This is a genomic window from Caballeronia sp. LZ024 (assembly GCF_031451455.1).
GTDB classification, from domain to species: Bacteria; Pseudomonadota; Gammaproteobacteria; order Burkholderiales; family Burkholderiaceae; genus Caballeronia; species Caballeronia telluris.
The window spans coordinates 406545-426385 of sequence record NZ_JARUXL010000004.1 but is presented as its reverse complement, the minus strand read 5'-3'; the positions used below and the strand labels follow the sequence as shown (position 1 = coordinate 426385).

18 protein-coding genes are annotated in these 19841 nt (G+C 66.8%); 12 read left to right on the top strand and 6 right to left on the bottom strand.

The window, feature by feature from the left end; all coding sequences use genetic code 11:
* Positions 1-49: 49 nt before the first annotated feature.
* The 11 genes from QCE48_RS24080 (at position 50) to QCE48_RS24030 (ending at position 12343) form a co-directional block, all read left to right on the top strand.
* Positions 50-1528 carry an aldehyde dehydrogenase family protein gene (locus tag QCE48_RS24080; protein WP_309782726.1) on the top strand — a complete coding sequence of 493 codons (1479 nt, stop codon included), beginning with the start codon at positions 50-52 and terminating at the stop codon, positions 1526-1528.
* A gap of 195 nt (positions 1529-1723) precedes the next feature.
* Entirely contained in the window at positions 1724-2392 is a 669-nt protein-coding gene (locus QCE48_RS24075) for a haloacid dehalogenase type II (protein WP_309782724.1), read from the top strand.
* A gap of 25 nt (positions 2393-2417) precedes the next feature.
* Positions 2418-3692, top strand: coding sequence for an FAD-binding oxidoreductase (locus QCE48_RS24070; protein WP_309782723.1), 1275 nt, complete (start codon positions 2418-2420; stop codon positions 3690-3692).
* Positions 3693-3765: 73 nt separating this feature from the next.
* A complete protein-coding gene (locus QCE48_RS24065) occupies positions 3766-5385 on the top strand; it encodes an ABC transporter substrate-binding protein (protein ID WP_309782721.1) in 1620 nt (539 codons plus the stop codon).
* 67 nt (positions 5386-5452) lie between these two features.
* Complete coding sequence (locus tag QCE48_RS24060) at positions 5453-6409, top strand: ABC transporter permease (protein WP_309782720.1); 957 nt, start codon at positions 5453-5455, stop codon at positions 6407-6409.
* Positions 6406-7359 (top strand): ABC transporter permease, encoded by a 954-nt coding sequence (locus QCE48_RS24055; protein ID WP_309782719.1) that lies wholly within the window; start codon positions 6406-6408, stop codon positions 7357-7359. The genes QCE48_RS24060 and QCE48_RS24055 overlap by 4 nt, the downstream gene beginning before the upstream one ends.
* Positions 7359-9188 (top strand): ABC transporter ATP-binding protein, encoded by a 1830-nt coding sequence (locus QCE48_RS24050; protein ID WP_309783772.1) that lies wholly within the window; start codon positions 7359-7361, stop codon positions 9186-9188. The genes QCE48_RS24055 and QCE48_RS24050 overlap by 1 nt, the downstream gene beginning before the upstream one ends.
* Positions 9185-9496, top strand: a complete 312-nt coding sequence (locus QCE48_RS24045) for a (2Fe-2S)-binding protein (protein ID WP_309782717.1) — start codon at positions 9185-9187, stop codon at positions 9494-9496. Before QCE48_RS24050 ends, QCE48_RS24045 begins: the two co-directional genes overlap by 4 nt.
* Complete coding sequence (locus QCE48_RS24040; RefSeq protein ID WP_309782716.1) at positions 9481-10863, top strand: FAD/NAD(P)-binding oxidoreductase; 1383 nt, start codon at positions 9481-9483, stop codon at positions 10861-10863. The genes QCE48_RS24045 and QCE48_RS24040 overlap by 16 nt, the downstream gene beginning before the upstream one ends.
* Entirely contained in the window at positions 10860-12011 is a 1152-nt protein-coding gene (locus QCE48_RS24035) for an FAD-binding oxidoreductase (protein ID WP_309782715.1), read from the top strand. Before QCE48_RS24040 ends, QCE48_RS24035 begins: the two co-directional genes overlap by 4 nt.
* Entirely contained in the window at positions 12011-12343 is a 333-nt protein-coding gene (locus tag QCE48_RS24030) for an AraC family transcriptional regulator (RefSeq protein ID WP_309783770.1), read from the top strand. Before QCE48_RS24035 ends, QCE48_RS24030 begins: the two co-directional genes overlap by 1 nt.
* Before the next feature lie 44 nt (positions 12344-12387).
* Here QCE48_RS24030 and QCE48_RS24025 read toward each other — a convergent pair whose 3' ends face one another.
* The 6 genes from QCE48_RS24025 to QCE48_RS24000 all read right to left on the bottom strand — a co-directional run bounded on the left by QCE48_RS24025 (position 12388) and on the right by QCE48_RS24000 (position 18753).
* Complete coding sequence (locus QCE48_RS24025; RefSeq protein ID WP_309782714.1) at positions 12388-13815, bottom strand: aldehyde dehydrogenase family protein; 1428 nt, start codon at positions 13813-13815, stop codon at positions 12388-12390.
* A gap of 25 nt (positions 13816-13840) precedes the next feature.
* Positions 13841-14638: an ABC transporter permease gene (locus QCE48_RS24020; RefSeq protein ID WP_309782713.1), complete on the bottom strand. Its 798-nt coding sequence runs from the start codon at positions 14636-14638 to the stop codon at positions 13841-13843.
* Positions 14635-15540 carry an ABC transporter permease gene (locus QCE48_RS24015; protein ID WP_309782712.1) on the bottom strand — a complete coding sequence of 302 codons (906 nt, stop codon included), beginning with the start codon at positions 15538-15540 and terminating at the stop codon, positions 14635-14637. The genes QCE48_RS24020 and QCE48_RS24015 overlap by 4 nt, the downstream gene beginning before the upstream one ends.
* A gap of 20 nt (positions 15541-15560) precedes the next feature.
* Positions 15561-16880, bottom strand: coding sequence for an FAD-binding oxidoreductase (locus tag QCE48_RS24010; RefSeq protein WP_309782711.1), 1320 nt, complete (start codon positions 16878-16880; stop codon positions 15561-15563).
* 3 nt (positions 16881-16883) lie between these two features.
* Positions 16884-17597 carry an HAD-IA family hydrolase gene (locus tag QCE48_RS24005; RefSeq protein WP_309782709.1) on the bottom strand — a complete coding sequence of 238 codons (714 nt, stop codon included), beginning with the start codon at positions 17595-17597 and terminating at the stop codon, positions 16884-16886.
* A gap of 79 nt (positions 17598-17676) precedes the next feature.
* The gene (locus QCE48_RS24000; RefSeq protein WP_309782708.1) at positions 17677-18753 is read right to left on the bottom strand and encodes an ABC transporter ATP-binding protein; all 1077 of its coding nucleotides are present in this window, start codon (positions 18751-18753) and stop codon (positions 17677-17679) included.
* A 100-nt stretch (positions 18754-18853) separates the two neighbouring features.
* Here QCE48_RS24000 and QCE48_RS23995 point away from each other — a divergent pair, with 100 nt between their 5' ends.
* The gene (locus QCE48_RS23995; RefSeq protein ID WP_309782707.1) at positions 18854-19840 is read left to right on the top strand and encodes a LysR substrate-binding domain-containing protein; all 987 of its coding nucleotides are present in this window, start codon (positions 18854-18856) and stop codon (positions 19838-19840) included.
* Position 19841: the final 1 nt, after the last annotated feature.

The following is a 19841-nucleotide window of genomic DNA, read 5'->3' as shown; positions in this document are numbered from 1 at the left end:
CAGGCCTACGATTTGAGGCATCACAAGGCACGAGTCAAGGACCCACGCAATGGACAATTTCGATCCGGCCAGCATCGTCGTGCGCGGCGGGCATTTCATCGGCGGCGAGTATGTAGACGACGATGCGGCGCGCATCGACGTCGCGCGGCCTTCGGATGGCGTCGTCTACGCGTCGGTGCCGGTCGCCGACGCCGCCATGATCGACCGCGCCGTGGACAACGCCTTTACCGCCTATCGAACGAGCGGCTGGGCGCGCATGGCGCCGCGCGAACGCGCGCGCATCCTGCGGCGCTTCGCCGATCTCGTCGCCGCCGATGCCGCGACGCTCGCGCCGCTCGAAGCGCTCGGCTCGACGCGCCCGGTTCGCGATGCATTCGCCTGGGACGTCCCCTATACGGCCGAAGGCATCCGCTTCTACGCGGAGTTCGCCGACAAACTCGGCGGCGAGGTGATCGCGACGGATCACGATCATCTCGGCATGACGATCGCGGAACCCTACGGCGTGATCGGCGCGATTGCTCCGTGGAATTTTCCGCTCGTGATGGCGTCGTGGAAGATCGCGCCGGCGCTCGCGGCAGGCAATGCGGTCGTGCTGAAGCCTTCGGAGATGACGCCGTTCTCGGTCCTTCGTCTCGCCGAACTCGCGGTCGAGGCGGGCGTGCCGAAGGGCATCTTCAACGTGGTGCAGGGCGACGGCCGCACGACCGGCGATGCGCTCGTGCGGCATCCGCGCATCGGTAAGGTCACGTTCACCGGCTCGACGAGAACAGGGGCGGCGATCATGGCCGCGTGCGCCCAGACCGGCACCAAGCCGGTTACGCTGGAACTCGGCGGCAAGAGCCCGCAGCTCGTCTTCGCCGATGCGCCGCGCCTGGACGATGTCGCGCGCCGCATCGCGGGCGCGATCGCGGGCAACGCGGGACAGGTGTGCAACGCGGGCTCGCGGTTGATCGTCGAACGCGCGGTCGCCGACGATCTCACGGCCCGCGTTCGCCGCATCTTCGCCGAACTCAAGCCGGGCGCGACCTGGACGCGCGGCACGACGCTGCCGCCGATCATCTCCGAGCCGCAGGCCGCGCGCATCGAGGCCATCGTGAAACGGACGGTCGCGAGCGGCGCGCATCTTCAGTGCGGCGGCACGCGCGCCGACGGCAAAGCGCCCGGCGCCTTCTATTCGCCGACGATTCTCTCGAACGTGACCGCGCAATCGGAAGCGGTGCGCGAGGAAGTGTTCGGCCCGGTCCTGACGGTCCAGACCTTCGATACCGAAGAGGAAGCGCTCGCCCTCGCGCAGCATCCCGACTACGGGTTAGCGGCGGGCGTCCATACCGCGGACCTTGGGCGGGCGCTGCGGCTCGTGCGCGGCATCGAGGCGGGCACGGTGTGGGTGAACCGGTACGGGCGCACCAGCGACTTCATGATCCCGACGGGCGGCTATAAGCGTTCGGGCATCGGCAAGGACCTCGGGCGGCACGCCTACGAGGCGAATCTGCGCTTCAAGAGCGTGCTGATCGACCTGCAGTCTTAAGCGCCTGATGCACTGATCGCCTTCACCGCAGACTCTGCTGTGAAGGCCCCCCAAAACGCAGCGGTTGTGTGTTTGAGCGCCACGAATCAGCGACACCCCCGGTTTTTGCGCTGTTTAAATTCTCAACAGGAACGAGCTTCCCTGTTTTCGCCACTGAACTCGCCACGGGTTCACACCAACGATAGGACCATCATCATGATCGATTTCGAGCCGAAGTACATCACGTTCGACTGCTACGGCACGCTGACGAAATTCCGCATGGCCGACATGACGCGCGAGATGTACGCGGACCGTCTGCAAGGCGCGGATATGGAGAAGTTCGTCGCATTCTTTTCGGGCTATCGGCGCGACGAAGTGCTCGGCGCATGGAAGCCGTATCGCGACGTGATCGTGAACGCGGTGCGCCGCGCGTGCGAGCGCATGGGCGTGGCATTCAACGAAGCTGAGGCCGAGAAGTACTACACCGCCGTGCCGACCTGGGGCCCGCATCCGGATGTCCCGGAAGGCCTGTCGCGGCTCGCCAAGAAGTACAAGCTCGTGATCCTCTCGAATGCGTCGGATGACCAGATCCAGAGCAACGTCGACAAGCTCGGCGCGCCGTTTCACAAGGTCTTCACCGCGCAGCAGGCGCAGTCGTACAAGCCGCGCATGCAGGGCTTCGAGTACATGTTCGACCAGCTCGACTGCAATCCGGAAGACGTGCTGCACGTGTCGTCGAGCCTGCGCTACGACCTGATGACCGCGCACGACATGGGCATCAAGCACAAGGCGTTCGTCAAGCGTGGTCACGAGCCGTCGACGCCGTACTACGAGTATCACGAAGTCGACGACATTGGCGGCGTCGCGACGCTGCTCGGCCTGTAATACGCCGACGGCCCGAGGACACCCGATGAAGCTCGATTCCTATTGGCTCGACACCGCCCCCATGTGTTCGTTCGCGAGCGAGGGGCCGGTCGAAGGCCATGCCGAGGTCGCCGTGATCGGCGGCGGCTTCACCGGCCTGTCGGCGGCGCTCGCGCTGGCGAAGCGCGGCGCGTCGGTCGTCGTGCTCGATGCGGGGAGTCTTGCGGGCGGCGCGTCGGGCCGTAACGGCGGGCAGTGCAACACGGGCGTCGCGCAGGACTATGCGGCGCTTTACGCGCAACTCGGTGCCGAGCGTGCGCGCGGCTGCTATCGCGCGTATGCGTCGGCAGTGGAAACCGTGGAGCGGCTGATCCGCGAAGAAGCGATCGATTGCGACTACGTGGCCTCGGGCAAGCTCAAGCTCGCCTCGAAGCCGCATCACTTCGACCATCTGGAGCAGACCGCCGAGCTGATCCGGCGCGAAGTCGATCCCGACATCGAACTGATCGGACGCGACCGGATTGCGAGCGAAGTCGGCTCCGACCGTTTCTACGGCGGCCTGTTGCACAAGCACGGCGGACAGATGCACATGGGCCGGTTCGGCATGGGCCTCGCGAACGCCGCCGCACGCTACGGCGCGCGGCTCTTCGAACAGGCCGAAGTCACGTCGATCGAGAAGGACGGCGGCGCTTATCGCATCGCTTCCTCGCGCGGCGAACTGCGCGCGCAGCAAGTGCTGATCGCCACGGGCCCTTCGCGACATGGCCCGTTCGGCTGGTATCGCAGAAGACTCGCGCCCGTCGGTTCGTTCATCGTCGTGACCGAGCCGCTGCCGCCTGCCGAACTCGCGCGCCTGTTGCCCAAGCGCCGTTCGTACACGACAAGTCGTTTGATGCACAACTATTTTCGCGTGACGCCGGATGCGCGGCTGCTCTTCGGCGGACGTGCGCGCTTCACCGCGTCCGAGCGTCCGTCCGACGAGAAGAGCGGCCGCATCCTGCAAGCCAATCTCGCGCAGATGTTCCCGAGTCTCGCGAGCGCGCGCATCGACTACTGCTGGGGTGGTCTCGTCGACATCACGGCGGACCGGCTGCCGCGCGCGGGCCAGCACGACGGCCTCTATTTCTCGATGGGCTACAGCGGCCACGGCACGCAGATGGCAACGCACATGGGCCAGATGATGGCCGAGGTGATCGGCGGCAACGCGCAAGCGAATCCGTGGCGCGAGTTCGACTGGCCCGCGATTCCCGGACACACCGGCAAGCCCTGGTTTCTGCCGCTCGTCGGCACGTACTACCGCATCAAAGACGTTTTCTATTGACTGACCGACCTAAAGACCCGATCGCAGAGTCAGAACTGCGCACCCCACGTCATCCTCACGCGGAGAAGTTTCCATGACCCACGACAAATCGCTGGACGCTGTCGCCAACGCCGGCATCCGTCTCGAAGAGCTGACTCGCCGCGGGGCCTCGCGCCGCGACGTCCTGCGCGCGCTGGCCGCGGGCGGCCTGATGTCGATGACGGGCGCGGGCCTTCTCGCCGCGAGCGGTGCCGCGTTCGCCCAGGATGCGAAGCCGAAGCAGGGCGGCCGCATCCGCGTCGCGACGCAGTCCGCTTCCGCTGCCGATACGCTCGATCCGGCCAAGGGCGCGCTCGGCACCGACTACGTGCGCGCAAACATGTTCTACAACGGCCTGACCGAACTCGATTCGCATCTCGGCGCGCGGATGGCGCTTGCCGAGTCGCTCGAAACCAAGGATGCGACCGTGTGGGTCGTGAAGCTCAGGAGCGGCGTGCAGTTCCACGACGGCAAGTCGCTCACGCCCGCCGACGTCGTCTACTCGATCATGCGCCACAAGGACCCGGCCACCGCATCGAAGGCGAAGACGCTCGCCGACCAGGTGAAGGACGTGAAGGCGACCGGCCCGAACGAAGTGACGATCACGCTCGAAGGCGCGAACGCCGACCTGCCGGTGATCCTCGCGACATCGCACTTTCTCATCGTCAAGGACGGTACCAAGGACTTCAAGACGGCCATCGGCACGGGCCCGTTCAAGGTCAAGGAATTCGCGCCGGGCGTGCGCACGGTCGGCGTGCGAAACGAGAAGTACTGGAAGCCGGGCATGCCGCATCTGGACGAGATCGAACTGATCGGCATCGGCGACGAACCCGCGCGCGTGAACGCGCTCCTTTCCGGCGACGTGCAGTTGATCAACGCGGTGAGCCCGCGTTCGACCGAGCGCATCAAGGGCACGAGCGGCTACACGATCCTCGAAACGAAGACGGGCACCTACACCGACCTCATCGTGCGCGACGAAGGCGGCATCACCGGCACCGAGGATTTCCGCCGCGGCATGATGTACCTGATGGACCGCGAGCAGATCCGTCGCGCGGTATTCCGAGGCTACGGCGCGATCGGCAACGACCAGCCGATCGATCCGACCAACAAGTACTACATGGCGGGCCTGCCGCAACGCGGTTTCGATCCCGACAAGGCCAAGTTCCACTTCCAGAAGGCCAAGCTCGGCAGCGCGCCGGTGCAGATCGTGGCGTCGCCGGCGGCGGACGGCTCCATCGAAATGGCGATGTTGCTGCAACAGGTCGCGCCGCAGGCGGGCCTCAACCTGCAGGTGACGCGCGTGCCCGCCGACGGTTACTGGTCGAATCACTGGATGAAGCATCCGCTCGGCTTCGGCTCGGTGAACGGCCGTCCGAGCGCGGACGTGATCTTCACGCAGTTCTTCAAGTTCGACGCGCCCTGGAACGAGGCGAACTGGAAGAGCCCGCAGTTCGACCAGATGCTCGTCGCCGCGCGCGGCGAACCCGACGACGCCAAGCGCAAGAAGATCTACGGCGACATGCAGGTGCTCGTGAACCAGACGGGCGGCATCGGCATTCCGCTGTTCCAGAGCTCGATCGACGCGCATACGACCAAGCTGAAGGGCCTCGGCTCGGTGCCGCTCGCGGGCCTGATGGGCTTCGCATTCGCGGAGAATGTCTGGCTCGAAGCCTGACGCCCGACGCGCCAAGAAGCACGCCGCACGCATGCGGCGTGCGTCCCCAACCCAGGAGGCGATACCGATGAAAGCACACGCGCAACGACTCATCGCCGCGCGCCTCGGACTCGCGCTGCTCACGCTGTTGCTGGTGTCGGCGGTGGTGTTCGCGATCACCGGCCTGCTTCCCGGCGATGCCGCGCAGCAGGCGCTCGGCCAGGCGGCCACGCCGGAAGCGGTGGCTGCGCTGCGGCATCAATTCGGGCTCGACCAGCCGGCATTGCAACGCTACTTCCAGTGGCTCGTTCATATCGTGAGCGGCAACTTCGGCACGTCGCTCTCGAACAACCTGCCGGTCAGCGAACTGATTGCCACGCGCCTGCCGAATTCGCTCGTGCTCGCCGGACTGACCGCGCTCGTCTCCGTGCCGATCGCGCTCGTGATCGGCATCTCGTCGGCGATGTTCCGCGGCTCGCTCCTCGACCGCGCGCTCAACGTGCTCACGCTCTCGACGGTCGCCGTGCCCGAGTTCCTGATCGCAACCGTCGCGGTGCTGATCTTCGCGGTGAAGCTGCGCTGGCTCCCGGCGTTGTCGTATCTGTCGGAGGTGTCGTCGTTTGGCGCGCTGCTTCGCATCTACGCGATGCCCGTGATGACGCTCTGCTGCGTGATCGTCGCGCAGATGGCGCGCATGACGCGCGCCGCGGTGCTCGACCAGCTGACCGCATCGTATGTGGAGATGGCGCTGCTCAAGGGCGCCTCGCCGATGCGCATCGTGTTGCGCCATGTGCTGCCGAACACCATCGGTCCGATCGCCAACGCGGTCGCGCTTTCGCTGTCGTATCTGTTCGGCGGCGTCGTGATCGTCGAGTCGATCTTCAACTATCCGGGGCTCGCGAGCCTGATGGTCGATGCCGTCACCAACCGCGACATGCCGCTCGTGCAGGGCTGCGTGATGGTGTTCTGCGTCGCGTATCTGGCGCTCGTGCTGATTGCCGACCTGTGTCAAATCGTATCCAACCCGAGGCTGCGTCAACGATGATCCGACCCGCCACCACTCCCCACGCCACCACCGTTCTCTATGCGGTCTCGGACAACGAAGCCGATGTCGCCGCGCCCGCGTTGCAGGAGCCGCTGCCCGAAGTGACTGCCGTGCGGCCCGGCATGCTGCGCCGTCTCACGCGCCGCTTTTCCGTGCTCGGCCTGATCGGCCTCGTGATCGTCGTGTTCTGGCTCGTCGTCGCGTTCATCGGGCCGCTCGTCGCGCCGTACAAGGGCGGCGTGCTCACGTCGACGGAAATCTTCGGCACGTATAGCACCGCCTATCCGCTCGGCACCGATTATCTGGGCCGCGACATGCTGAGCCGCATTCTCTACGGCACGCGCTACACGGTCGGGCTCGCGCTCGCGGCGGCGGTGCTCGCGAGCTGCATCGGCATCTTCTTCGGGCTGATCGCGGCGGTGTCGGGCCGCTGGGTCGACGAAATCCTGAGCCGTCTCTTCGACGCGCTGATCTCGATTCCGAGCAAGGTGCTCGCGCTCGTCGTGATCGCCGCGTTCGGCTCGTCGATTCCGATGCTCACGATGGTCGCCGCGCTCGCCTACATTCCCGGCGCGTTCCGCATCTCGCGCTCGCTCGCGGTCAACCTGATGACGCTCGAATACGTGCAGGTCGCACGGGCGCGCGGCGAAGGGCTGTTCTACATCGCGCGCGTCGAAGTGCTGCCGAACATGATCCATCCGATGCTCGCGGACTTCGGCCTGCGCTTCGTGTTCATCGTGCTGCTGTTGAGCGGCCTCAGTTTCCTCGGTCTCGGCGTGCAGCCGCCGAACGCCGACTGGGGCTCGCTCGTGCGCGAGAACATTGGCGGTCTCTCGGAAGGCGCGCCCGCCGTGCTGATGCCGGCCGTGGCGATCGCGACGCTGACCATCGGCGTGAATCTCTTGATCGACAATCTGCGCCGCAAGAGCGGGCGCGGGGGAGCCGCATGATGAGCATGATCGAAGTGAAGGGCCTGCGCGTGACGGGCGGCGTGGCGCCGGATGCGGTCGTCGAGATCGTGAAGGGCGTCGATTTCTCGGTGAAGAAGGGCGAAGTGCTCGCGCTAATCGGCGAATCGGGTTCGGGCAAGACGACCATCGCGCTGGCGCTGCTCGGTCATGCGCGCGCCGGATGCGCGATCTCGGGCGGCTCGGTGCGCATCGGCGATCTCGACGTGCTCTCGCTCGACGAGCGCGGCCGGCGTGCGCTGCGAGCACGCGTCGTCGCGTATGTGGCGCAGAGCGCGTCGGCGGGCTTCAACCCCGCGCGCACGATCATGGACCAGGTGACCGAGCCCGCGCTCCTGCACAAGCTGATGACGCCCGCCGCCGCGCGCGAGAAGGCCATCGCGCTCTTTCGCGCGCTCGCGCTGCCGGCACCGGAGGCGATCGGCGCACGCTATCCGCATCAGGTGTCCGGCGGCCAGTTGCAGCGGTTGATGGCGGCGATGGCGCTGATCACCGATCCGGCCGTCGTCGTGTTCGACGAACCGACGACCGCGCTCGACGTCACCACGCAGATCGAAGTGCTCGCGGCGTTCAAGAAGGTGATCCGCGAACTCGGCACGACGGCGGTGTACGTGTCGCACGATCTCGCGGTGGTCGCGCAGATGGCGGACCGTATCGTCGTGCTGAACGGCGGCACGGTGCGCGAGAACGGCACGACCGCGCAAGTGCTCGATGCGCCCGTCGATGCCTACACGCGTCAACTGCTCGCGGCGACGCGCCGGCCCGAGCCGGAAGCGATAGCGGTATCGAAGGACACGGTGCCGCCGCTGCTCGAAATCCGCGGACTGAGCGCGGGCTATGGGCGCATCGACAGCAAGGGCGTGCCCGCCGTGCGCGTGCTCGACGACGTCAGCCTGAAGATCGTGCGCGGCAGCACGCTCGGCGTGATCGGCGAATCGGGCTCGGGCAAGACGACGCTCGCGCGCGTGGTCGCGGGTCTCGTCGATCGCGCGCGCGGCGAGGTGCTGCTCGACGGCAAGCCGCTGCCCGCGCAGTTGTCCAGACGCACGCTCGACCAGTACCGGCGCATCCAGATCGTGTTCCAGAACGCCGATACCGCGCTGAACCCGAGCCGCACGATCGCCGATATCCTCGCGCGGCCGATGAATTTCTATCACGGCCTGCGGGGCAACGCGGCGCACAAGCGCATGCTCGAACTGCTCGATCTGGTGAAGCTGCCCGCGTCGATTGCGAAGCGCCAGCCGGGCGGACTGTCGGGCGGACAGAAACAACGTGTGAATCTTGCCCGCGCGCTCGCCGCCGATCCGGCGCTCATCCTCTGCGACGAAGTGACGTCGGCGCTCGATACGGTCGTCGGCGCCGCGATCCTCGAACTGCTCGCCGAGCTGCGCCGCGAACTGGGCGTGTCGTACATGTTTATCAGCCACGACATCTCTACGGTGCGCGCGATCTGCGACGAAGTCATCGTGCTCTATGCCGGCCAGCGTGTTGAAGCGGGCCAGCGCGACGTGCTCGCCGCGCCGCCATATCACCCGTACACGGGGCTGCTCGTCGATTCGGTGCCCGCGCTGCAGCCGGGCTGGCTCGACGCGCGCCGCGAGATCGCAGGCGCCGTGCTGCCGCCGATGGGCGCAAGCAGCGGTCTCGGCGAACTGTGCAGTTTCCGCGCGCGCTGTCCGGTGCGCATCGACGGCAAATGCAACGTCACGCCGCCATTGATGAAAAAGCTGCCTTCGGGCGCGGAAATTCTTTGCCATCACTCGGCGGCCGACCTGAACCGCATGCAGACCGCCGACCCGGTGGCGGTATGAGCGGACGCTTCGTGCGGGTCGCGGAACAGGGCCGCGAGACGTTCGCGATCCAGATCGACGGCGTCATGGCGCAGGCCGCCGAGGGCGACACGCTGATGGTCGCGCTCCTCATCGCGCAGGACACCTTGCGCGACTCCGAATTCGGCGACGGCCGCCGCGCTGGCTTCTGCCTGATGGGCGCGTGCCAGGACTGTTGGGTGTGGACGGCCGACGGCCGCCGCGTGCGCGCCTGCACGACGCCGGCCTCGCCCGGCATGTCGATCGTAACGCGGCTTGCCGCCGGGGAGGGCGTATGGCCGCGCGGGTAGTCGTGATCGGGGCGGGGCCGGCGGGCGTGCGCGCGGCCCAGGCGCTGGTGGAAGCGGGGCTCGTGCCGGTCGTGATCGACGAAGGACGGCGCGACGGCGGGCAGATCTATAGACGGCAGCCGGACGGCTTTTCGCGTTCGTATGACACGCTCTATGGCACGGAAGCCGGGCGCGCCGCCGCGTTGCATCGCGACTTCGACGCGTTCAAGGACCGCATCGACTATCGGCCGGAGACGCTCGTCTGGAACATCGGCGCGAAGCACGTGCATCTCGTTTCGGGCACGCAGTACAGCGAACTCGCCTTCGACGCGCTGATCGTCTGCAGCGGCGCGACCGACCGCCTGATGCCCGTGCCCGGCTGGCACTTCGCGGGCACCTATAGCCTCGGCGGCGCGCAGGTCGCGCTGAAGTCGCAGGGCTGCGCGATCGGTGCGCGCGTCGTGATGATGGGCAGCGGTCCGTTGCTGTACCTCGTCGCCGCGCAGTACGTGAAGGCGGGCGCGACGGTCGCAGCGGTGCTCGATACGTCCACCGCGATGCAGCGCCTTCGTGCATTGCCGCAATTGCTCGCGATTCCCGCCGCGTTGAAAAAGGGCATCGCGCTGATCGGCGTGTTGAAGCGCGCGCGCGTGCCGGTCCATCGTGGCGTGACGCCGGTGCGTATCGACGGATCCACGGAACATGGCGTGGCGGGCGTGCAGGTGGCGCGCGCGAACGGTGCGAAGCTGGACATCGCGTGCGACGCCGTTGCACTCGGCTATCACCTGCGTCCCGAGACGCAGCTCGCCGATCTCGCCGGCTGCGAATTCCGCTTCGACGAGGCCGTGCAGCAATGGCTTGCCCATATCGACGAAGACGGCCGCAGCAGCGTGAAGGGCGTCTATCTCGCAGGCGACGGTGCACGCGTGCGCGGCGCCGATGCAGCCGAACGCTCGGGCCGTCTGGCGGCGCTGGCGGCGCTCGCCGACCTCGGCATCCGGGCCGCGAGCCCCGCGCCCTTGCGCGCCGACCTCGCGCGCTTTACGCGCTTCGCCGCTGGTTTGCGCGCCGCGTTTCCGTGGCCTGCGCGCTTCGCCGCGAACCTGCCCGACGACACCATCGTGTGTCGATGCGAAGCGATCACGGCGGGAGAACTGAGGCGCGTCGTGCGCGAGACGGGCGCGGCGGAAGCGAACCGCGCGAAGGCGTTTTCGCGCGTCGGCATGGGACGCTGCCAGGGGCGTTTCTGCGCCCACGCCGGCGCCGAAGTGATCGCGGCGGAAGCGCGCGTGCCGTTGTCGTCGGTTGGACGGCTGCGCGGACAGGCGCCCGTCAAGCCGCTGCCGGTGGCATTGGAAGCGGACATCGAAGAGGAGAGCGCGCAATGAGCGCAGAAGCCGATGTGATCGTGATCGGCGGCGGCATCATGGGAGCGTCGACGGCGTTCTTCCTGAGGCGCCGCAAGCGTTCCGTGATCCTGCTCGAACGCGGCCTCACGGGTCAGCAGGCAAGCGGCGTCAACTTCGGCGGCATTCGCCGGCAAGGACGCGCGCTGCCGCAACTCGCGATGGCGAATCGCGCGCTCGACACGTGGCGGCGCTCGAAGGAACTGCTCAACGAGGACGTCGAATTCCTTGCGTCGAGCCATACGCGTGTCTGCTATCACGCGCACGACGCCGACTATTTCGACCGTTATGCCGCCGATGCCCGCGCCTATGGCCTCGACCTCGAAGTGCTGCATGGCGCGGCGATGTTCGAGCGCTTTCCGTTTCTCGGACGCGAGGTGCTCGCCGCGTCGATCTCGCCGTTCGACGGCCACGCGAACCCGCGCCTCGCCGCGCCCGCCTTCGCGCGCGCGGCGGCGCGGCTCGGCGCGCGCATCGTCGAGAACGCGGAGATCGTGCGCGTGGAGCGCGAGGGCGGCGGCTTTCGCGTCGAGAGCGCGGCGGGCGACGTCTATCGCGCGGCGCAACTCGTGATCTGCGCGGGCGCGTGGGCGAGCGCGCTCACGCAGCAATTCGGCGAGCCGGTGCCGCTCGTCGCGCGCGGGCCGCAGATGGCGGTGACCGAGCCGGTCCCTTACGTGTTCCGGTCTTCGATGGGCGTGTACACGTCGGTGAAGGCGGAGAGCATCTATTTCCGGCAGATTCCACGCGGCAACATCATCCTGGGCGGCGGCCCGCCCGGTCCCGCCGATGCCGACACGCGACGTGCGTCGGTGCTGCCGCACAACACGGTGGGCCAGCTCGCGCAATTGCGCCGCCTCGTGCCCGCGATGGCGCCGCTCAACGTGATCCGCGTGTGGAGCGGCGTCGAGAGTTATCTGCCGGACTCGGAGCCCGTGATCGGGCCGAGTTCGAAGGTCGATGGTCTGTTCTATGCGTTCGGGTTCAGCGGGTCGGGATTCCAGATCGGGCCGGGCGTGGGCGAGACGCTGGCCGAACTCGTCGATACCGGCGCGACGCCGATCCCGCTCGATTCGTTTTCCATCCGGCGGTTTGCCCTCGCGCCTTCTACTCCGGTGCTCTCGACATGATGTCTACCAGGACGGCGGCCCCGCTCGACGAAGCGCTCGCTTTCATCGAAGCGCATTTCGACGAGCCAGTGCGGCTTGCGCAACTCGCCGAGTTGTCGTCGCTTTCGGTTTCGCGGTTTGCGACCGTGTTCCGGAAGCAGGTCGGTTTGTCGCCGTATCGGTATCTGTGCGGCGTGCGCATCCGGCGTGCGCAAACGCTCTTGCTTGCCGGCGTGCCGGGGTCGGTCGTTGCGGCCGAGGTCGGCTTCTTCGACCAGAGCCATTTCGCGAGGCACTTCAAGCGGTTTTGCGGGATGACGCCGAGTTCGTTCTTGCAGAGCGCGGGGCGGTAGGGAGATGGGGCGAGGGCGGTTGCTGTTATGGACGCACGCCCCGGTTACGCTCCATACCCCACGATTCCCTTCACTTCCAGGAACGCTTCCAGACCCCACTCGCCGTACTCACGGCCATTGCCCGACTGCTTGTACCCGCCGAACGGCGCACCCGCATCCCACGACGGATAGTTCAGATAGACGCTGCCCGCGCGCAACCTGAGCGCCACACGCCGCGCGCGCGCCAGATCTCCGGACTGCACGTAGGCCGCAAGCCCGAACGGCGTATCGTTGGCGATCGCGATCGCATCTTCTTCGTCGCGATACGGCATGATCGCGAGCACCGGCCCGAAGATTTCCTCGCGCGCGATGGTCATCGAAGGACGCACGCCGGCGAACACGGTCGGCCGCACGTAATAGCCGCGCTCGAGACCCGCCGGACGCCCGGGTCCGCCCGTCACGACCTGCGCCCCTTCGTCGATGCCGATCGCGATCAGCCGCTCCACGCGCTCGAACTGAAGCGCGCTGACGACCGGTCCCATCGTCGTGCGCGCATCGTCAGCCGGGCCGACGCGATGCGCTTCGGCCGCGCGACGCGCAATCGCCACCGCTTCTTCGTGACGCGCCTCGGGCACGAGCATGCGCGTGGGCGCATTGCACGACTGCCCGCTGTTGCCGAAGCACGAGTTGACGCCCGCAGTCACGGCCGCTTCGAAATCGGCGTCGTCGAGCAGGATGTTCGCCGACTTGCCGCCCAGTTCCTGATGCACGCGCTTGACGGTCGGCGCCGCGAGCTTCGCGATCTCGATGCCCGCGCGCGTCGAGCCGGTGAACGACACCATGTCGACCTCCGGATGCGCCGCGAGCGCGGCGCCCACGGTCGGTCCGTCGCCGTTCACGAGATTGAAGACGCCGGGCGGCACGCCCGCTGCATCGAGTATCTCGGCGAACAGCACGGCGTTCAGCGGCGACACTTCGCTCGGTTTCAGCACCATCGTGCAGCCCGCCGCGATCGCGGGCGCGGCCTTGCAGACGATCTGGTTGATCGGCCAGTTCCACGGCGTGATCAGCGCGACGACCCCGACCGGCTCGTGGTTGACGAGCGTCGTGCCCTTTCTGCGCTGCCACTGGAACGTCTCGCACGTGCGGATGAGTTCTTCCAGATGACGCCGCCCGATGCCCGCCTGCCATGCATGCGCGAGCGCACGCGGGGCGCCGATCTCGCGCGAGATCGTGTCGCCCAGTTCGTCGTGGCGCGCCATGAAGACTTCTAGGATGCGGCGGATCAGCGCCAGGCGCTCATCGGGCGTTGTCTGCGAGAACGATGCGAACGCGCGCCGCGCAGCCGTCACCGCGCGATCGACGTCGGCGGGCGTGCCCATTGCCACGTCGGCAAAGGCTTCTTCCGTGCAGGGATCGATGACAGGAAGGCGCGCCGGGCCGGACGGCTCGACCCACGCGCCGTCGATGTAGAACTTCAGTGCATGGTTCATGCGAATGGGTTTCACTCAGAAGGGTTCAGGCGCGCGCGGCGGAAGAAGAACGCCGGCTCACGACGACGATCATCACGAGGCACAGCGTCAGCGCGGTCAGCATCGTGCTGATCGCGGCGATGGTCGGATCGATTTCGTCGCGCAGCGTCACGAACATGCGGCGCGTGAGCGTCTGATTCGATCCGCCCGAGACGAACAGCGCGACGACCGTTTCATCCAGCGCCTGGATGAACACGAACACCGCGCCGGAAATCACGCTCGCCTTGATCTGCGGCAGCGTGACGGTCATGAAGCTGCGAAAGCGGTTCATGCCGAGGCTGCGCGCCACCATCTCCTGCGTGCGGTCGAAGGTACGCAGGTCCGCGCCGACCGAGATCAGGACATACGGCAGGCCGAGCATGGTATCGGCGAGAATCAGGCCGCCGAGCGTATTCACGTAGCCCGCCTGCGAATACACGAAGAACACGCCCACCGCGACGATGATGATCGGCACCATCAGCGGCAGCATCAGGAGCGTGCGCAGATAGCGCATGATCCAGTGCGTGCCGTTCTGGATCGCGTAGGCGGCGGCGACGCCGAGCGGCGTCGCTATCAGCGCGGCGCAGACCGATGCGGTGAGCGTCGTGCGCGCCGCGTCGATCCACGCGGGGTTGTCGAAGAACGAGTGATACCAGCGCAGCGAATACGCGGGCGGCGGGAAGGTCATGAAGCGCGTGTCGGAGAACGACAGCGGCACGACGATCAGCACCGGCACCATCAGGAAGAGGAGAATCAGCGCGACCGTCGCGCCGAGGACGATGCGTCCGAACGAGAAGCGCTTCATTTCGCCCCCAGGGTCTTTTCGAGCGGCACGACGCGGCTCGCCGCATAGAAGATCGCGAATACGCAGATCAGGAGGACGACGCTCACCGCGCTCGCCGCGCCCCAGCTGTTGTAGATCTCGACGTTGCGGCTCACCACCATCGACACCATGATCGACTTGCCGCCGCCCATCAGTTCGGGCGTGATGTAGAAGCCAAGGCACAGCACGAACACGAGCGTGACGCCCGCGAACACGCCGCTCATCGAGAGCGGCAGGAACACGCGCATGAACACGTGCAGCGGCGAGCCGCCAAGGCTCGCGCCCGCCTGCGAGAGATTCGAGGGGATTTTCTGCATCGCCGAATAGAGCGGCAGGACCATGAACGGCAAGAGGATGTGCACCATCGCGATGATCGTGCCGAACTGGTTGTAGGCGAGCTGCACGGGCCGGTCGATCAGGCCCATCGCCAGAAGCGACTTGTTGATCATACCGGTGCGTTGCAGCAGCACGAGCCACGCGTAGGTGCGCACGAGGACGCTCGTCCAGAACGGCAGGATCACCATGCCGAGCACGAGTGCACTCAGCTTCGGTGACAGCGAGGCCGCGAAGTACGCGACCGGATAGCCGAGCAGCAGCGTGATGACCGTCACGATGATGCTCAGCTTGAAGGTCAGCAGGAACGTGTCGAGATAGGCGCCCGTGAACATGCGTCGATAGTTTTCGAGCGTGAAGCCGTCGTGATAGATCGACTGCCACGACAGCCACGCAAGCGGCACGAGCAGCAACACGACGATCACGAGGAGCGCGGGCGTCATCAGGAGAAGCATCGTGCGGTCCTCGCGGCGCTGGTAGCGCACCCCGGGATCGGACTCGGTGGCCTGCATCAGTGTGGGTCCTTCGAATATCCGCTTGGCAGTCGTCATGATGCACCTGAGAGCATGGGTCACGCACCTATGGCGTCGAGAATCTGATACCACGCGGCGACGAGCCTCACGCCCGGCGCGCGCAGCGAATGAAACGGCACTGGCCTGAGCCCCGGCGCGCCGAGCAGGGACAGCTCGGGGGTCTCGCCGAGCGCGAGCGCCGCGGCGTGCTGGCCGAGCAGACTCGCCATCGCGACGCCCGCGCCGTTATACCCCAGACAAAAGGTCGTGGCATCGTCGCTGCGTCCGACGTGCGGCAGCGAATTGAACGTCATGCCGACATAACCCGACCAGCGATACTCGATGCGCACATCCGCGAGATCGGGAAAGAGCGCCACCATCGCGCGTTGCAGCGCATCGAAGCCGGTCATCTGTCCTTCCTTGCCGAACGCGTCGCGGCCGCCGAACAGCATGCGCCCGTCCACCTTGCGGAACCACTTCATCATGCGCCGCGTCTCGGTGTAACTGCGGCGCTCGACCATCAGACGCGCGTCGAGATCGGCGGGAAGGCGCTCGGTCGCGATCATCGCGCTGCGAAACGGCACGAGTTCACGCTGATAAGGCGCTGTCGCCGAAGTCAGATCCGAGTAGGCGTTGGTCGCGACGATCACCTGCTTCGCGCGCACCGTGCCGCCCGGCGTGACGAGCGTGACCCGCGCATCACCCGACGCGCGATGCATCTTCAGCACCGGCGTCGATTCGCAGATCGGCACGCCGCGGGCCGTCATGCCGCGCGCGAGCCCGCGCACGTATTCGAGCGGCAGGATCGTGCCCGCATCCGCGCTCAACACGCCGCCGACGAAGCCCTTCGAACCCGTCTCGCGCTCGACTTCGGCGCGCGACTGCACGGTCATCGACGTATCGTTGAGCGTCGTGCGCACCCAGTCGGCCTCGGCGCAGATCGCCGCGAGCGCGCGTTCCGTATGCGCGCAGCGCAGGCTGCCCGTGTGTTCGAAGCGCGCGCGGCCGATCCCGAATTCGTCGACGAACGATTCGACCACCCGCACGCCCTCGTGCGCGAGCCGGTGCATGCGCTTCGCGGTATCGAGGCCGTGCACCTTGTGGATCGTGGGAAACGACAGCCTGAATTTCGACGACACCACGCCGCCATTCCTCCCGCTCGCGCCCCAGCCGACCGGGTTCGCATCAAGCACGACGCACTCGACGCCGCGCTTTTGCAGCGCATACGCGGCCGAGAGCCCCGAATAGCCCGCGCCGATGATCGCGACCTCGACATCGAGGTCGCGCGCAAGCGTAGCGCCCGCGCTGAACGGCGCATCGGAGGCGAGCGCGCGCCATAGCGTGTCGGGGAGCGGACGCTTCGGAGTCGGCGCGAGCATGGATCAGGCGGCCTGACGCGCTTCGGCTTCGACCGCATCCGCGAGCGCGGCGAGCGTCGCGAACCTGAAGGTCGGCGTCGTGACGGCCTCGGGGACCGGCGTCGCGCCGAAGCCCTTCTGGTTCTGACGGCGCTGGATCCAGCAGGTCGAATAACCAAGCTGCGTCGCGATGCCGATGTCGTGATACTGGCTCTGCGCCGTGTGCAGGATCTCGCCGAACTTGTAGCCGAACGCCGCCTGACGGCCGCGGTTGTACGCGAAGAACTGCGGATCGGGCTTGGCGACGCCCGTTTCGTCGCAGCAGACGGTGTCGTCGAACGGGTCGCCGAGCGTGTGCGCATACGCCGACAACGCCACGCGATCCGCATTCGTCATCGCGACCAGGCGATAGTGCTTGCGCAGGCGCTTCAACGCGGCGACCGAATCCGCGAACGCGGGCCATTCGAGCACGTCGCGCTGGAAGGCGGCGGCCGATTGCGGATCGTCGGGCAGACCGAGTTCCTTCGCGAGCGACAGGTAGACGTTCGCCATCTCGTGGCTCGAACGGCCGGGATAGGCGGCGCGGCCGCGCATGTACGGCTCGAAGATCTGGTCGTCGGTCAGGTCCTTCGCCGCCGCGCCGCCGAGACGGCGCACGGAGGCGAGCACGCCGCGCTCGAAGTCGATCAGCGTGCCGACGACGTCGAACGTCAGGACCTTGAAATCGGTGAGCTTCATGAAATCATCCTTGTGCAGTTTGCTATGAATCGGGAAAGGAATGCCCGAAGCGCGGGCGGCTAAAAATGCGGAAACGGCTTCAGGCAGGCACGACGATCGTGTCCTCTGGATCGAGCACGACGCTCATCTGCGCACCGGGTTCCGGAATGCGCCGGCGCGCTTCGTGGCTGCCCGGCTGCCTGAGACTGATCGGCGTGCCGTCGGCGAGCGCGGCGAACACGCGCAGGCTTTCGCCCTGATACAGCACTTCGGTCACGCGGCATGAGAGACGGTTCACGCCGTTCATCGCGTCGCCGCTGTCGATCACCAGCTTTTCCGTCTGCACCGCGAGCAGCAGCTTCTCGCCGCGCGGCAGCGGATGCGCGGTACGCAAGACGGTATCGCCGAGACGCACGGCATCGTCGCCGGCGCGCGTCACGTGAAGCAGCGTCGCCTCGCCGATGAAGCTCGCGACGAACGCATCGCACGGACGGTCGTAAAGCCGCTCGGGCGTGTCGATCTGCACGAGCCGGCCGTCCTTCAGCACGGCGACGCGGTCGCTCATCGTGAGCGCCTCGCGCTGGTCGTGCGTCACATAGACGATCGTCGCGCCGAGCTTGCGGTGCAGCCTGCGCAATTCGATTTGCATGGTTTCGCGCAACTGCTTGTCGAGCGCGGAAAGCGGTTCGTCCATCAGGATCAGTTGCGGCTCGAAGACCATCGCGCGAGCGAGCGCCACGCGCTGACGCTGGCCGCCGGAAAGCTGGCCGATGCCGCGGTTCTCGTAACCCGCGAGTTCGACCATCGCGAGCGCATCGGCGACTTTCCTTGCCCACGTCGATTTCGGCTGGCGCCGGGCGCGCAGCGGAAACGCGACGTTCTCGCCGACGCTCATGTGCGGGAACAGCGCATAGTTCTGAAACACGATGCCGATGTCGCGCTTGTGCGGCGGCGCAAATGTAATGTCGCGCTCGCCGACCCAGACCGCGCCGGAACTCGGCTGCACGAAGCCGCCGAGGATGCCGAGCAGCGTGGTCTTGCCCGATCCCGAGGGCCCGAGCAGCGACACGAATTCGCCGGGAGCGATGTCGAGCGATACGTCGTCGAGGGCCACGACCGGGCCGTAACGCTTCGCTGCCGATCGGATCGAAACACCTGTTTTCGCTCGTGCGTCCATTGCGTTTTTTCTCGCTGAGAAGCCTGCGTTGAAGAAAATATAGGCCGCGTCTTTTTTGGCGGCAATTCCCAAATTGTTGGATCAGGCATAACATCAGGTCATGCCGAACCTTCGCAAAAAACTGCCGAGCGCCAATGCGCTCTTCGTCTTCGAGGCCGCTGCGCGCTGCGGGAACTTCACGCGCGCGGCACAGGAACTCTACGTCAGCCAGCCTGCCGTGAGCCGCATGCTGTCACGGATGGAAGACCATCTGGGCGTGCGTTTGTTCGAGCGCGTGCGCGGCGGCATCGAACTGACCGAGAACGGCAGGATTCTCTACCGGAAGATTTCCGAAGGCTTCAACGGGATAGAAAGCGCGATCCGCGAGATCGAGGCGCGGGCGACGGGCGTGGAATCGGTCACGCTCTCGGTGTCCACCGCGTTCACGACGCACTGGCTGATGCCGCGCATGAGCCGGCTGAACCAGGCGTTTCCGTCGGTCGATCTGCGGTTTCAGTTGATCTCGGGGCGCATCGGCGGACCGCTCGTCGACGTGGATCTCGGCATGCGCTTCATGCGCGAGGACGAGATCGGCGACAACAGCGTGCTCGTGATGCCGGAGACGCTGCTGCCGGTCTGCAACCCGCGCTATCACGAGACGTCGGCGAGCGCGGCGGGCCGCGAGCAGGGCGATACGGTGATCGTGATGGACGACGGCGAGCGCGGCTGGCACGAGCGCTTCGCCACCTTCGCCGGGCACGGACGGCACGCGGCGGGCATGCTGAGTTTCAACGACTACGCGATCGTCGTGCAGGCCGCGCTGCTGGGTCAGGGCATCGCGCTGGGATGGCTCAACGTGGTGTCGCACTGGCTTTCGCAAGGCGCGTTGCTGCCGGCGGAGCAGGAAGTCGTCGTGACGAACCGGCGGTGCTGCCTCGTCTGGCCGGAGAATCGGCCGCTGCGGCCGGTCGTCGCCGATCTGCGCGACTGGATCATCGAGGAGACGCGCGCGGACATGGCGGTCGTCGATCGTGCGTATCCCGGGTTGAAGTTGCGCGACGCGCTTGGCGGGAACGGGCTCGTGTTGGACGCGGTCACGTCGTCGTGAT